Genomic DNA, 15,729 nt, shown 5'->3' with positions numbered 1-15,729 from the left:
TGAGTAATAATTAACTCAAAGTAAATAAAAGCCCCGATGAGGGGCTTTTGTGTTTTTGTAAAATACAGATTTAGGGGTGTAGTTCCAATTGGTAGAACAGCGGTCTCCAAAACCGATGGTTGGGGGTTCGAGTCCCTCCACCCCTGCCAAATTTTAAAACCTCGCCTCGGCGGGGCTTTGTTGTCTGTTACTCTTAGAAAGGTAAGAATATGAGCGTTGATGTAGAAAAACAAGGAGCACCACTAGATATAGTTAAGTGGGTTTTAACTATTGGTATTTTAGGTGCTGCTATATATGGTAACTTGCATTATACCGATCAAGTGTCTGTTTTATGGCGTGCTCTGGGTGTTGTTTTTGCTGTTGCAGTAGCAGGTTTAATTGCCTTTCAAACAACAAAAGGTAAAGACGCATTAAGTTTTGCAAAAGAATCTCGAATTGAAGTCCGTAAGGTTATATGGCCATCTCGTGATGAAACTGTTCGTACGACACTTATTGTATTAGTCGCAACTGTATTCATGGCATTGTTACTTTGGCTTATTGATGGCGGATTAATGTATGTCGTTAAATTTATAACTGGATTGGAAATATAATCAATGTCAGAAGCAAAGTTACGTTGGTATGTTGTTCAAGCGTTCTCTGGATATGAAGGACGTGTAGAAACAACTCTAAAAGAACATATTGCATTAAACAACATGGAAGAATTCTTTGGTGAAATTTTAGTACCTAAAGAAGAAGTTGTTGAAATGCGTGGTGGCCAAAAACGCAAGAGTGAACGTAAGTTTTTCCCTGGTTACGTTTTAGTTCAAATGATCATGAATGATCAATCTTGGCACTTAGTTAAAAGCACACCGCGCGTATTAGGGTTTATCGGCGGGACAAGTGATCGTCCAGCACCTATTTCTGAAAAAGAAGCAATGGCGATTTTAAATCGTCTTGAAGAAACACATGACAAGCCACGTCCTAAAACTTTATTCGAACCGGGTGAAGTTGTACGAGTTTGTGATGGACCATTTGCTGACTTTAATGGCGTAGTTGAAGAAGTTGACTACGAAAAAAGTCGCTTAAAAGTATCAGTTCTAATCTTTGGTCGTTCTACGCCTGTTGAATTAGAATTTGTACAAGTTGAAAAGGCGTAAAGATTAATCTATAATCCGCGTCCTTTATTTCTGGGAAGCCAATTGAGTAGGTGTCCTCGCACTTACAAGGCGTTTGACCCTTTATTTTGAGGTAATATTAAGATGGCTAAAAAAGTACAAGCCCTAGTTAAGTTGCAAGTTGCAGCTGGTATGGCAAATCCGAGTCCACCAGTGGGTCCAGCTCTTGGTGCTCAAGGTGTTAACATCATGGAATTCTGTAAAGCGTTCAACGCAAAAACAGATAGCATTGAAAAAGGCTCACCAGTTCCTGTTGTTATTACAGTTTATGCTGATAAATCATTCACGTTTGAAACTAAAACTCCGCCAGCGTCTTTCTTATTAAAGAAAGCAGCAGGTATTAAGAGTGGTTCTGGTACTCCAAACACTAAAAAAGTTGGTACGGTTACTCGCGCTCAGCTTGAAGAAATCGTTAAAACTAAAGAGCCAGATCTAACTGCAGTTGATATGGATGCAGCGGTACGTACTATCGAAGGTACGGCACGCAGCATGGGCTTAACGGTAGAGGGATAAGAAATGGCTAAGTTATCTAAAAAAGCACGTTTAATTCGTGAAAAAGTAAATCCTGAATCAGTATACGGCATCGAAGAAGCTGTAAGCTTATTGCAAGAATTTGCGACTGCTAAATTTGTTGAAAGTGTTGATGTTGCTGTTAATTTAGGCATAGATGCACGTAAATCTGACCAAAACGTTCGTGGTGCAACTGTATTACCAAATGGTACAGGCCGTACAGTTCGTGTTGCTGTATTCACTCAAGGTGCAAATGCAGAAGCTGCTAAAGAAGCTGGTGCTGATTTAGTTGGTATGGAAGATTTAGCTGAACAAGTTAAGAAAGGCGAAATGAACTTTGACGTAGTTGTTGCTTCTCCTGATGCAATGCGCGTTGTTGGTCAATTAGGTACTATCTTAGGTCCACGTGGTTTAATGCCTAACCCTAAGACAGGTACAGTTACACCTAACGTTGCAGAAGCTGTTAAACAAGCTAAAGCAGGTCAAGTACGTTACCGTAACGACAAGAATGGTATTATCCATTCTACAATTGGTAAAGCAGATTTCACAGCTGAAGCGCTTAAGCAAAACTTAGAAGCATTATTAGTTGCGTTGAAAAAAGCTAAGCCAACTCAAGCTAAAGGCCAGTACATCCAAAAAGTTAGTTTATCAACTACTATGGGTGCAGGCGTAGAAGTTGATCAAGCAACGCTTGATACAACTGTAGCTTAAGAAATAAACTAAAGCTTTACTTGGTCGCATAGTTTAGTTAAACTGCGCGACCAAATTTAAGGTCGTGCCGCAAGGCTCACGTCCGAGACCGTAGGGGCAGATTAGTAAGTTTTTGATTTGCTTAATAAACCTACGTAGACGGTGAAGGAACCTCGAAGAATTTAAAATCTTCTGGACCTAATCCGTAAATCATGCCCAACTTGTATTAGATTGGGGTAATTTAGAAATCTAGATTTATCTAGGAATTCCAGGAGTAACACTAATGGCATTAGGACTCGCAGGCAAGAAAGAAATTGTCGCTCAGGTCAATGAAGCTGCCAAAGGTGCACTTTCTGCTGTAGTAGCTGACGCACGTGGCGTTGCTGTAGGTAATATGACTGCTTTGCGTAAACAAGCTCGCGAAGCAGGTGTACAACTTCAAGTTGTCCGTAATACTTTAGCAAAACGTGCTGTTGAAGGTACTGACTTTGAATGTTTGAAAGAAGCATTCGTTGGTCCTACTTTAATTGCATTTTCTACTGAGCACCCAGGTGCTGCTGCGCGTATCTTAAAAGATTTCGCAAAAGCAAATAAAGAATTTGAAATTAAATCTGCGGCATTTGAAGGTGCTGTAGCTGATGTTGAATTATTAGCATCACTACCAACGTACGAAGAAGGTTTAGCGAAGTTGATGAACTGCATGAAAGAAGCAGCAGCTGGCAAACTTGTACGTACTATCGCAGCAGTTCGCGATCAAAAAGAAGAAGCAGCAGCTTAATAATTTTATTAGCCGCAGCTTAGCTCATTATTGTTAAAAATTTAATATATTAGGATTAGAGTCATGTCTATCACTAAAGACCAAATCATTGAAGCAATTGCAGAAATGTCTGTAATGGATGTTGTAGAATTAGTATCTGCAATGGAAGAAAAATTCGGCGTATCTGCTGCAGCTGTTGCTGTTGCTGGTCCTGCTGGCGCTGGTGAAGCTGCTGAAGAGCAAACAGAATTCGACGTAATTCTTAAAGCTCCAGGCGGTAACAAAGTTGCAGCTATCAAAGCTGTACGTGGCGCAACAGGCTTAGGCTTAAAAGAAGCTAAAGCAGTAGTTGACGGTGCACCTGCTCCAATTAAAGAAGGTGTATCTAAAGAAGAAGCAGAAGCACTTAAAGCAGCTTTAGAAGAAGCTGGTGCTGAAGTTGAAGTTAAATAAGCTGATTTTTTCAGTTTATTCGCCTTTGTAAAAAGGCATAGGCTGGTACTTTTTAGTACCGGCCTTTTTGCGCTATGGAGCTCTGCGCAAATTGAGCTCAAATATAGTCGACCATGATTGTAGATCGACAAACAATAAAGATGTGTTTGATAGATCTTTTAATCAGCAAGCTGAGGAACCCCATGGCTTATTCTTATACCGAAAAGAAACGCATTCGTAAGGATTTTGGTAAGCGTCCGCAGGTTCTGGATGTCCCGTATTTACTTTCCATCCAGTTAGACTCTTTCCGAAAATTCATTGACGCTGACCCTGAAGGTCAGTATGGGCTGGAAGCTGCATTCCGCTCAGTATTTCCAATTGCTAGTTATTCTGGTAGTTCGGAACTTCAATATGTTAGCTACAAACTAGGTGAACCCGTATTTGATGTTAAAGAATGTCAAATCCGAGGTGTTACATATTCTGCGCCATTGCGTGTAAAACTCAGACTTGTTTTGTATGATAAAGATGCGCCAGCTGGCACAATCAAAGACATCAAAGAACAAGAAGTTTACATGGGCGAAATTCCGCTTATGACGGACAACGGTACTTTTGTTATCAATGGTACTGAGCGTGTAATTGTATCTCAATTGCATCGTTCTCCTGGTGTGTTCTTTGATCATGATAAAGGTAAAACACACTCGTCTGGTAAAGTTTTATATAATGCTCGCGTTATCCCTTACCGTGGTTCTTGGTTAGATTTCGAGTTTGATCCAAAAGACAATTTATTTGTCCGAATCGATAGACGTCGTAAATTACCTGCCACTATCATTTTGAGAGCGTTAGAGTATTCAACAGAAGAAATCCTTGAGATGTTCTTCGACTCAGTTACTTTTGAAATTAAAGCTGGTGAATGTTCAATGGAATTAATTCCAGAGCGTTTATTGGGTGAAACAGCAGCTTTCGATTTGAAAGGTGCAGATGGTGATGTAATTGTAGAACAAGGTAGACGTATTACGGCTCGCCATGTTCGTCAGTTAACAAAATCAAATGTAACTGAAATTCAAGTACCTATTGAATACTTAGTGGGTAAAGTAACTCGCAAAACTTATGTTGATGAATCAACTGGTGAAGTGGTTGCAGAAGCAAACTCTGAAATTACACTAGAGTTACTAGCTGAACTAAGTAAAGCCGGCCACAAAGTTATTGAAACATTATATATCAATGATTTAGAGCATGGTTCATATATTTCAGATACTTTGCGTGTAGACTCTACAACAAACCGTTTAGAAGCATTAGTTGAAATCTATCGTATGATGCGTCCTGGTGAGCCACCAACAAAAGATGCAGCTGAAGGTTTATTTGAGAATTTATTCTTCAACGGTGAGCGTTATGATTTATCTAGCGTAGGTCGTATGAAGTTTAATCGTCGTGTTAATCGTGAAGACGAGACAGGCGAAGGCACTTTATCAAACCAAGATATTATAGACGTAATGAAAACCTTGATCGACATTCGTGACGGTAAAGGTGAAGTTGATGATATCGATCACTTAGGTAACAGACGTATCCGAAGTGTTGGTGAAATGGCTGAAAACCAATTCCGCGTTGGTTTAGTTCGTGTTGAACGTGCAGTTAAAGAGCGTTTAAGCTTAGGTGATTTAGATAATATTACACCTCAAGATTTAATTAACGCTAAGCCTATTTCTGCTGCAGTTAAAGAATACTTTGGCTCGAGCCAGTTATCTCAGTTCATGGATCAAAATAATCCATTATCTGAAGTAACTCATAAACGTCGTATCTCAGCATTAGGTCCGGGCGGTTTAACTCGTGAGCGAGCTGGTTTCGAAGTACGTGACGTACATCCAACTCACTACGGTCGTTTATGTCCAATCGAAACGCCAGAGGGACCAAACATCGGTTTGATCAACTCATTGGCAAGCTATGCGCGTACTAATGACTATGGTTTCTTAGAAACACCGTATAGAAAAGTAGTAGATGGTTTAGTAACTGAAGAGATTGAGTACTTATCTGCGATTGAAGAAGGTAACTATGTTATCGCTCAATCAAATGTACCAGTTGATGAAAATAACCATTTATTAGGTGACTTAGTTGATTGTCGTTATAAAAATGACTTTACAGCTATGAGCTCTGAATCTGTGCAATATATGGATGTTGCACCACAACAAATCGTTTCTGTTGCTGCTAGCTTAATCCCATTCTTAGAACACGATGATGCTAACCGTGCATTAATGGGTTCAAACATGCAACGTCAAGCTGTACCTACTTTAAAAGCTGATAAGCCTTTAGTTGGTACTGGTGTTGAGAAAACCGTTGCGGTTGACTCAGGTGTAACTGTTGTTGCTAAACGTGGTGGTGTTATCGACTACGTAGATGCAAGCCGCATTGTTGTTAAAGTTAATGAAGAAGAGACTGTACCTGGTGAAGCCGGTATTGATATCTACAACTTAACTAAATACACGCGTTCAAACCAAAATACATGTATCAACCAAAAACCAACGGTTGAAATGGGTATTCCAGTTGTTCGTGGTGACGTGTTAGCTGATGGTCCATCTACAGATTTAGGTGAACTAGCACTTGGTCAAAACATGCGTATCGCATTCATGCCTTGGAATGGTTACAACTTCGAGGATTCGATGTTGGTTTCTGAGCGTGTTGTTCAAGAAGACAGATTAACAACGATTCACATTCAAGAATTAAGTTGTATTGCTCGTGATACTAAATTAGGTCCAGAAGAGATTACTTCTGATATCCCTAATGTTGGTGAGTCTGCATTATCTAAATTAGATGAATCAGGTGTTGTTTATATTGGTGCTGAAGTTAAAGGCGGCGATATATTAGTTGGTAAAGTAACCCCTAAAGGTGAAACCCAATTAACACCTGAAGAGAAACTACTAAGAGCTATCTTCGGTGAGAAAGCTTCTGACGTTAAAGACAGTTCATTACGCGTACCAAACTCAGTTGTCGGTACAGTAATTGACGTTCAAGTATTTACACGTGATGGTGTTGAAAAAGACAAACGTGCTAAAGAAATTGAACATATGCAAGTTGCAGAAGTTAAGAAAGATTTAGCAACTGAAATGTCTATGTTTGAAGAAGGTGTATTCTCAAGAGCTCGCAGTGTGTTAATTCGTGCTGGTTTTGATGACGCAACTTTAGACTCTTTAGATAAAGCAAGATGGTTAACTCAAAACTTAGCTGATGAAGATCAACAAGCTGAGTTAGAGCAAATTGCTGAACAGTATGAAGAGTTAAAAGCTGAATTCGACAAGAAACTTGAAATTAAACGTAACAAGATTATCCAAGGTGATGATCTAGCACCAGGCGTGTTAAAAATTGTTAAGGTTTATTTAGCGGTTAAACGTCATATTCAACCTGGTGATAAAATGGCTGGTCGTCATGGTAATAAGGGTGTTATCTCTACAATATTACCAGTTGAAGACATGCCTTACGATGAAAACGGTGATCCGGTAGATATCGTATTGAATCCATTAGGTGTACCATCTCGAATGAACGTGGGACAAATCTTGGAAACTCACTTAGGTGCGGCTGCACGTGGCGTTGGTCATAAGATCAACAAAATGTTACAGCAACAACGTGAAATACATGAGTTAAGAAACTACTTACAAGATGTATATAACGTTGGTGATTCAAGACAAAATGTTGATATTGCAAGCTTTACAGATGAAGAAGTTATTCGTTTAGCGACTCATCTTAAGAAAGGTTTACCAATTGCGACACCTGTATTTGATGGTGCTGTTGAAAGTGAAATTAAAGCATTATTAGAATTAGCTGATTTACCAGCAAGCGGTCAAGTTCAATTATTTGACGGTCGTACTGGTAATGAATTTGAACGTAAAGTAACTGTTGGTTACATGTACATGCTTAAACTAAATCACTTAGTTGATGACAAAATGCATGCACGTTCTACTGGTTCTTACAGCTTAGTTACACAGCAACCGTTAGGTGGTAAAGCACAATTCGGTGGTCAACGCTTCGGTGAGATGGAAGTTTGGGCACTAGAAGCTTACGGTGCTTCTTATACTCTACAAGAAATGTTAACTGTTAAGTCTGATGACGTTAATGGTCGTACTAAGATGTATAAGAACATTGTTGATGGTAACCATACAATGGAACCTGGAATGCCAGAATCATTCAACGTATTGTTGAAAGAGATTCGCTCTTTAGGCATCAACATAGAGTTAGAAGAAGAGTAAAACCTTCAACGGCTTAGGCGAGTACCGCAACTTAGTTTGCGGTACTATATTTTAACTCCTAGTGAGGATATAGCGTGAAAGACTTACTAAAGTTTCTCAAGCAGCAGAACAAAACTGAAGAATTTGACAATATTCGTATCGGCTTAGCATCGCCAGATATGATTAGATCATGGTCTTTTGGTGAAGTTAAAAAGCCAGAAACAATTAACTATCGTACATTTAAACCAGAACGTGATGGTCTTTTCTGTGCTCGTATTTTCGGCCCAGTTAAAGATTACGAATGTTTGTGTGGTAAATACAAGCGTTTAAAACATCGTGGTGTTATTTGTGAAAAATGTGGCGTTGAAGTTACATTAACTAAAGTTCGTCGTGAACGTATGGGTCACATCGAACTAGCTAGCCCAGTTGCACATATTTGGTTCTTAAAATCATTACCGTCAAGAATTGGCTTAATGTTAGATATGACATTACGTGATATTGAACGTGTACTTTATTTCGAATCATTCGTTGTAACAGAGCCTGGTATGACTTCTTTAGAGCGTAGCTCATTATTAAATGAAGAAGCTTACCTAGACGCACTTGAAGAATACGGTGACGAATTTGAAGCTAAAATGGGTGCTGAAGCTATTTTAGACTTATTACGCGAAATTGATCTTGCTGAGCAAATCAAAATTATGCGTGAAGAATTGCCAGAAATTAACTCTGAAACAAAACGTAAAAAAATAACAAAACGTTTGAAGTTAATGGAAGCATTCCATGAGTCAGGCAACAACCCAGAGTGGATGATATTAACAGTTTTACCTGTATTACCACCTGATTTACGTCCGTTAGTACCTCTAGATGGTGGCCGTTTCGCGACTTCAGATCTGAATGATTTATATCGTCGTGTTATCAACCGTAACAACCGTTTAAAACGTCTATTAGACTTAGCAGCGCCTGATATTATCGTACGTAATGAAAAACGTATGCTACAAGAGTCTGTTGATGCATTATTAGATAACGGTCGTCGTGGTCGAGCTATTACAGGTTCAAACAAGCGTCCATTAAAATCACTTGCTGACATGATCAAAGGTAAGCAAGGTCGATTCCGTCAAAACTTACTTGGTAAGCGTGTTGACTACTCTGGCCGTTCTGTTATCACTGTTGGTCCTACTTTACGTTTACACCAATGTGGTTTACCTAAGAAAATGGCTTTAGAGTTATTCAAGCCATTCATCTACGGTAAACTAGAATTACGTGGTCTAGCGACAACGATTAAAGCAGCTAAGAAATTAGTTGAGCGTGAAGCGGCAGAAGTATGGGATGTATTAGACGAAGTAATTCGTGAACATCCAGTATTACTTAACCGTGCACCTACACTTCACAGATTAGGTATTCAAGCATTTGAACCTGTTCTAATTGAAGGTAAAGCTATCCATTTACACCCATTAGTTTGTGCGGCTTATAACGCTGACTTCGATGGTGACCAAATGGCGGTTCACGTACCATTAACTCTAGAAGCTCAATTAGAAGCTCGTGCGTTAATGATGTCGACAAACAATATCTTATCACCTGCGAATGGTGAGCCGATTATTGTTCCATCTCAAGACGTTGTCTTGGGTCTATATTATATGACTCGCGACAAAATAAACGGCTTAGGTGAAGGCACAGTATTTAAAGATCCGAAAGAAGCTGAAAAAGCATACAGAACCGGCAATGTAGAATTACACAGCCGAGTTAAAGTAAGAATCACTGAAACGTCAACGAACGAAGCTGGCGAAAAAGAAGTTGCTACTCGCATCGTCGATACGACTGCTGGTCGTGCAATTCTTTCTTTGATTTTACCAGAAGGTATGTCTTTCGATATTATCAACCAAGCTATGGGTAAGAAACAAATTTCACGTTTGTTAAATACTTCATATCGTCAACTTGGTTTGAAACCGACAGTTATCTTTGCTGACCAAATCATGTATACAGGTTTCCACTACGCTATGTTATCTGGTGCGTCAGTTGGTATTGATGACATGGTTATCCCTGATGCGAAGAAAGAAATTGTAGCTGAAGCAGAAGCCGAAGTTTCTGAAATTCAAGAGCAATTCCAATCGGGTCTTGTTACGGCTGGTGAGAAATACAATAAAATCATTGATATTTGGTCAAATGCAAACGAACGTGTTGCTAAATCAATGATGGACAATTTGTCTAAAGAAACGGTTGTAAACGCTAAAGGTGAAGAGGAAGAGCAACCAAGCTTCAACTCTATCTACATGATGGCCGATTCCGGTGCTCGTGGTAGCCCGGCTCAGATTCGTCAGTTAGCTGGTATGCGTGGTCTAATGGCTAAGCCAGATGGTTCAATCATCGAAACGCCAATTATCGCAAACTTCCGTGAAGGCTTGAACGTACTTCAGTACTTCATCTCAACTCACGGTGCGCGTAAAGGTTTGGCTGATACGGCACTTAAAACAGCTAACTCGGGTTATCTAACTCGTCGTTTAGTTGACGTTGCACAAGATATGGTTGTAATGGGTGTTGATTGTGGTACTGAAAACGGTACTGTGATGCGTCCATTAGTTGAAGGTGGTGACGTTGTAGAACCATTACGCGAACGAGTTCTAGGTCGTGTTGTTGCGGAAGACGTATTAAAACCAGGTACTGAAGAAGTATTGGTTGAGCGTAACGTAATGATCGACGAAGGCTTGTGTGATGTGTTAGAAGCTAACTCAGTTGATGAAGTTAAAGTTCGCTCTGTAATCACTTGTGATAATGACTTTGGTGTTTGTGCTAACTGTTACGGACGTGACTTAGCGCGCGGTCACTTGATTAACCAAGGTGAAGCAGTTGGTGTTATCGCTGCTCAATCGATTGGTGAACCAGGTACACAGTTAACCATGCGTACATTCCACATCGGTGGTGCGGCATCTAGAGCGTCAGCTGAAAACAGCATCCAAGTTAAAACTGATGGTTCTGTTAAGTTAAATAAAGCTAAATATGTAACAAACTCAGACGGCAACCTAGTAATTACTTCTCGTTCAAGTGAATTAGTGGTAATTGATGAGCAAGGTCGTCAAAAAGAGCGTTACAAATTACCTTATGGTGCAGTCTTAAATAAAGCTGATAATGATGCGGTTAAAGGTGGCGACATAGTTGCTAACTGGGATCCGCACACGCATCCAATCATCACAGAGGTTGCGGGTAAAGTTCAATTCACAGATATGATTGAAGGTGTGACTATCACACGTCAAACTGATGAATTAACTGGTTTATCAAGCTTAGTAGTTATCGATCCTAAAGATCGTACGTCTGCTGGTAAAGAGATGCGTCCTGCAATTCGTCTATTAGACGACAAAGGCAACGCGGTAAATATGAGTGGTACTGATATGCCAGCTCAATATTTATTACCAGGTAGTGCTTTAGTTAATATCGAAGATGGTTCAACGGTAAATAGTGGTGACTCGATAGCACGTATCCCACAAGAGAGTTCAAAAACTCGTGATATTACCGGTGGTCTTCCTCGAGTTGCTGACTTATTTGAAGCTCGTAAGCCAAAAGATCCAGCTATTCTTGCTGAAAAATCTGGTGCAGTTAGTTTCGGTAAAGAAACTAAAGGTAAGCGTCGTTTAATCATCACAGGTGAAGATGGCGTACAACATGAAGAGATGATCCCTAAATGGCGTCAACTTAACGTGTTCGAAGGTGAGCAAGTATACAAAGGTGAAGTTATCGCGGATGGCCCTGAGTCTCCACATGATATCTTACGCTTGCGTGGTACATTAGAAGTTTGTAACTACATAGTTAACGAAGTTCAAGATGTATACCGTCTACAAGGTGTAAAAATTAATGATAAGCACATTGAAGCAATTGTTCGTCAAATGCTTCGTAAGTGTGAAATCACATCAAGTGGCGATACGTCATTCTTAGCTGGTGAGCAAGCAGAAGTTGCTTCTGTAAATATTGCTAACCGTGAGTTAATTGCTCAAGACAAGCAACCTGCTACATATGAATACCAATTACTTGGTATTACTAAAGCATCGCTTTCTACTGAGTCATTTATCTCAGCAGCATCTTTCCAAGAAACGACTCGTGTCTTAACAGAAGCTGCGGTTGGTGGTAAGAAAGATGAGCTTAGAGGCTTGAAAGAAAATGTAATTGTTGGTCGATTAATTCCAGCAGGTACAGGTTTCGCGTATCACCAAAAACGTTTTGAAAAACGCATTAAAGCAGCACAAGGTTTTGCAGAAACATCAGTTACCGCTGATGATGCTGAAAAAGCACTTACTGATGCATTAAATGCCGATATTTCATCAAACGAAGACTAAGCTCAAAGCAAAAAGTTAGTAGTTTTAGACTACTAACTCACTCTTTGATTGACAGTTTAATCTTTGACCTATAAAATTCCGCGGCTTCGAATTTTCGGAGCGCGGATTTTTCATTTTACAGCTAAAAAAACTGGAGCAGTTAATGGCAACTATTAACCAGCTCGTGCGTAAGCCTCGTGTAAAGCAGATCGTTAAAAGTAACGTTCCTGCATTAGAAGCTTGCCCACAGCGTCGCGGTGTATGTACTCGTGTTTATACTACTACACCAAAAAAACCTAACTCAGCATTACGTAAAGTATGTCGTGTTCGTTTAACTAATGGCTTTGAAGTTACTTCATACATTGGTGGTGAAGGTCACAACTTGCAAGAGCACAGTGTTGTTCTTATTCGTGGTGGTCGTGTTAAAGATTTACCAGGTGTGCGTTATCACACTGTTCGTGGTTCTCTAGATTGCGCTGGCGTAACTAAGCGTAGACAAGGCCGTTCTAAATACGGTGCTAAGAGACCAAAAGCTTAACTCACTCCGATAAGAGTAAGGCCAAGCAAATTTAAATTTTAAGTTTTGGGTAACCCCTGAAAAATTGGAGAATTGAGATGCCAAGAAGAAGAGTCGTAGGACAGCGCAAAATCCTACCAGATCCTAAGTTCAAAAGTGAACTATTAGCAAAATTCGTCAATATCGTCATGTTAGACGGTAAAAAATCAACTGCCGAAGCAATCGTTTATGGCGCACTTGATATCGCTGCAGAAAAATCAACTAAAGAGCATTTAGATGTTTTTGAAGTTGCATTAGACAATGTTCGTCCTTCTGTAGAGGTTAAATCTCGTCGTGTTGGTGGTTCTACTTATCAAGTTCCTGTAGAAGTACGCCCAGTGCGTCGTAACGCGTTAGGTATGCGTTGGTTGGTTGATGCTGCTCGTAAGCGTGGTGAAAAATCAATGGCTGCTCGCCTTGCTGCTGAAATTATTGATGCAGCAGAAAACAAAGGCTCTGCGGTTAAGAAACGTGAAGACGTTCACCGTATGGCTGAAGCTAATAAAGCATTCGCACATTACCGTTGGTAAGAATAATCTAAGAGGATATTTATTGTGGCTCGTAAAACGCCTATTGAGCGTTATCGTAATATCGGAATATGTGCACACGTAGATGCAGGTAAAACTACAACTACTGAGCGGGTATTATTTTATACTGGTCTATCACACCGAATTGGTGAAGTTCATGATGGCGCTGCCACTATGGACTGGATGGAACAAGAGCAAGAACGTGGTATTACAATTACATCAGCAGCTACAACAACCTTTTGGCGTGGGATGGATGCCCAGTTTGATGAGCACAGAATTAACATAATCGATACCCCTGGACACGTAGACTTTACGATTGAAGTAGAGCGTTCATTACGTGTGCTAGATGGTGCGGTTGTGGTTTTTTGTGCTTCTTCAGGTGTTCAACCGCAATCAGAAACTGTTTGGCGTCAAGCTGACAAATACCAGGTTCCTAGAATCGTATTTGTCAATAAGATGGATAGAACAGGCGCTGATTTTTTAGCGGTTGTACAACAAATTGAAGACCGCCTAAATGCGACTCCAGTCCCAATTCAGCTACCTATAGGTGCTGAAGATAATTTCGCTGGTGTTGTTGATTTAATTAAGATGAAAGCGATTAATTGGAGTGAAGCCGATCAAGGTACTTCATTCGAATATCAGGAAATTCCGGCAGATATGCAGGATGAAGCTGAAGAATGGCGTGAAAAATTAATTGAAGCAGCGGCTGAAGCTGATGATGCCTTAATGGATAAATACCTCGAAGGCGATGTTTTAACTGAACAAGAAATAAAAGCTGCATTACGTCAACGTACGTTGGCAAATGAAATCGTTTTGTGTACGGTTGGTTCTGCATTTAAGAACAAAGGTGTACAAGCGGTTTTAGATGCGGTTGTAGAATATATGCCTGCACCTATTGATGTGCCAGCTATTAAAGGTATCAATGAAGATGAAAGTGAAGGTGAGCGTCCTGCGGACGATAACGAACCTTTTGCTGCGCTTGCATTCAAAATTGCAACTGATCCATTTGTTGGTACTTTAACTTTCTTTAGAGTCTATTCTGGTTTGGTAAATACAGGTGATGCTGTTTATAACCCAGTTAAATCTAAGCGTGAACGTTTTGGACGTATCGTTCAAATGCATGCTAATAACCGTGAAGAAATTAAAGAAGTTAGAGCTGGTGATATCGCTGCCGCAGTTGGCCTTAAAGATGTGACAACAGGTGATACTTTGTGTGATCCGAGTCGTATTATTACGCTTGAACGCATGGAGTTTCCAGAGCCTGTTATTTCTGTTGCTGTTGAACCTAAAACTCAAGCAGACCAAGAAAAAATGGGTATTGCTTTAGGTAAATTAGCTGCAGAAGATCCTTCATTTAAAGTTGAAACCGATCAAGAAACGGGTCAAACCATCATTTCTGGTATGGGTGAATTGCACTTAGATATTATTGTCGACCGCATGAAACGCGAGTTCAAAGTAGATGCTAATGTGGGTAACCCGCAAGTAGCTTACCGTGAAACGATTCGTTCAAGTGTTGAAGTCGAAGGTAAATTTGTGCGCCAATCTGGTGGCCGTGGCCAATATGGTCATGTATGGTTAAGGGTAGAGCCGCTTGAAGAAGGGGCTGGATATCAGTTTGTCAACGAAGTTGTTGGTGGTGCTATTCCAAAAGAATACATCCCATCTGTAGACAAAGGTATTCAAGAACAAATGCAATCGGGTGTTTTAGCTGGATATCCAGTACTCGATGTAAAAGCAACATTATTTGATGGTTCTTTCCATGATGTTGACTCTAACGAAATGGCGTTTAAAATTGCAGGGTCGATTGGTTTTAGAAACGGTTGTGAACAAGCATCACCTGTTTTATTAGAACCGACTATGAAAGTTGAGGTGACAACACCTGAAGACTTCATGGGTGACGTTGTTGGTGATTTAAATCGTCGTCGCGGTATGATAGATGGCATGGATGATGGTATTGGCGGCATTAAAATTGTTAAAGCCAAAGTTCCATTAGCCGAAATGTTTGGGTATGCAACTGATTTGCGTTCACAAACACAAGGTCGAGCATCTTATTCTATGGAGTTTTTGAATTACTCAGAAGCTTCTAAGAGTGTTGCAGACAAAATAATCGAATCTCGTAAATAGTAAATTTGGTCTTTGTGTGACCATTCTAAAAAAGGTACTTTAAAGTGGCTAAAGAAAAATTTGAACGTACGAAACCGCACGTCAACGTTGGTACAATTGGACACGTTGACCACGGTAAAACAACTTTAACAGCAGCAATCTCTACTGTACTTGCAAAAGTACACGGTGGTGAAGCTAAAGATTTCGCATCAATCGATAATGCTCCAGAAGAGCGTGAGCGCGGTATCACAATCAATACTTCACACGTTGAGTATGACACGCCAATCCGTCACTACGCACACGTAGATTGTCCTGGACACGCGGATTATGTTAAAAACATGATTACTGGTGCTGCTCAAATGGATGGTGCTATCTTAGTAGTATCAGCTGCAGACGGCCCAATGCCACAAACACGTGAGCACATCTTGTTATCACGTCAGGTTGGTGTACCTTACATCATCGTATTCATGAACAAATGTGACATGGTAGATGAT

At 40.2% G+C, this 15,729-nt stretch carries 12 protein-coding genes and 1 tRNA gene; all 13 read left to right on the top strand.

The window, feature by feature from the left end; genetic code table 11:
• The first annotated feature begins 72 nt into the window (after nt 1–72).
• A tRNA-Trp gene (locus XM47_RS18500) sits at nt 73–149 on the top strand.
• A gap of 60 nt (nt 150–209) precedes the next feature.
• Nucleotides 210–590, top strand: coding sequence for a preprotein translocase subunit SecE (secE, locus tag XM47_RS18495; protein WP_048695939.1), 381 nt, complete (start codon nt 210–212; stop codon nt 588–590).
• 3 nt (nt 591–593) lie between these two features.
• Nucleotides 594–1,136: a transcription termination/antitermination protein NusG gene (nusG, locus tag XM47_RS18490; protein WP_048695938.1), complete on the top strand. Its 543-nt coding sequence runs from the start codon at nt 594–596 to the stop codon at nt 1,134–1,136.
• A 102-nt stretch (nt 1,137–1,238) separates the two neighbouring features.
• Nucleotides 1,239–1,667, top strand: a complete 429-nt coding sequence (gene rplK / locus XM47_RS18485; RefSeq protein ID WP_048695936.1) for a 50S ribosomal protein L11 — start codon at nt 1,239–1,241, stop codon at nt 1,665–1,667.
• A gap of 3 nt (nt 1,668–1,670) precedes the next feature.
• Complete coding sequence (rplA, locus tag XM47_RS18480; RefSeq protein ID WP_048695934.1) at nt 1,671–2,375, top strand: 50S ribosomal protein L1; 705 nt, start codon at nt 1,671–1,673, stop codon at nt 2,373–2,375.
• 262 nt (nt 2,376–2,637) lie between these two features.
• Complete coding sequence (gene rplJ / locus XM47_RS18475; RefSeq protein ID WP_048695932.1) at nt 2,638–3,132, top strand: 50S ribosomal protein L10; 495 nt, start codon at nt 2,638–2,640, stop codon at nt 3,130–3,132.
• A 63-nt stretch (nt 3,133–3,195) separates the two neighbouring features.
• Complete coding sequence (gene rplL / locus XM47_RS18470) at nt 3,196–3,564, top strand: 50S ribosomal protein L7/L12 (protein ID WP_048695930.1); 369 nt, start codon at nt 3,196–3,198, stop codon at nt 3,562–3,564.
• Nucleotides 3,565–3,746: 182 nt separating this feature from the next.
• Nucleotides 3,747–7,775: a DNA-directed RNA polymerase subunit beta gene (rpoB, locus tag XM47_RS18465; protein WP_048695928.1), complete on the top strand. Its 4,029-nt coding sequence runs from the start codon at nt 3,747–3,749 to the stop codon at nt 7,773–7,775.
• A gap of 74 nt (nt 7,776–7,849) precedes the next feature.
• Nucleotides 7,850–12,070: a DNA-directed RNA polymerase subunit beta' gene (gene rpoC, locus XM47_RS18460; protein WP_048695926.1), complete on the top strand. Its 4,221-nt coding sequence runs from the start codon at nt 7,850–7,852 to the stop codon at nt 12,068–12,070.
• Between the two features lie 142 nt (nt 12,071–12,212).
• Nucleotides 12,213–12,587 carry a 30S ribosomal protein S12 gene (rpsL, locus tag XM47_RS18455; protein WP_048695925.1) on the top strand — a complete coding sequence of 125 codons (375 nt, stop codon included), beginning with the start codon at nt 12,213–12,215 and terminating at the stop codon, nt 12,585–12,587.
• Nucleotides 12,588–12,664: 77 nt separating this feature from the next.
• Complete coding sequence (rpsG, locus tag XM47_RS18450) at nt 12,665–13,135, top strand: 30S ribosomal protein S7 (RefSeq protein WP_048695923.1); 471 nt, start codon at nt 12,665–12,667, stop codon at nt 13,133–13,135.
• A gap of 24 nt (nt 13,136–13,159) precedes the next feature.
• Nucleotides 13,160–15,256: an elongation factor G gene (gene fusA, locus XM47_RS18445; RefSeq protein WP_048695921.1), complete on the top strand. Its 2,097-nt coding sequence runs from the start codon at nt 13,160–13,162 to the stop codon at nt 15,254–15,256.
• Between the two features lie 44 nt (nt 15,257–15,300).
• Nucleotides 15,301–15,729 (top strand): GTP-binding protein (locus XM47_RS18440; protein WP_048691307.1); only part of this gene is annotated, 429 nt, incomplete at its 3' end.

Source organism: Catenovulum maritimum (assembly GCF_001050375.1).
GTDB classification, from domain to species: domain Bacteria; phylum Pseudomonadota; class Gammaproteobacteria; order Enterobacterales; family Alteromonadaceae; genus Catenovulum; species Catenovulum maritimum.
Note: the sequence above shows the minus strand (reverse complement) of the source record. Positions and strands in the feature narration are given on the sequence as shown.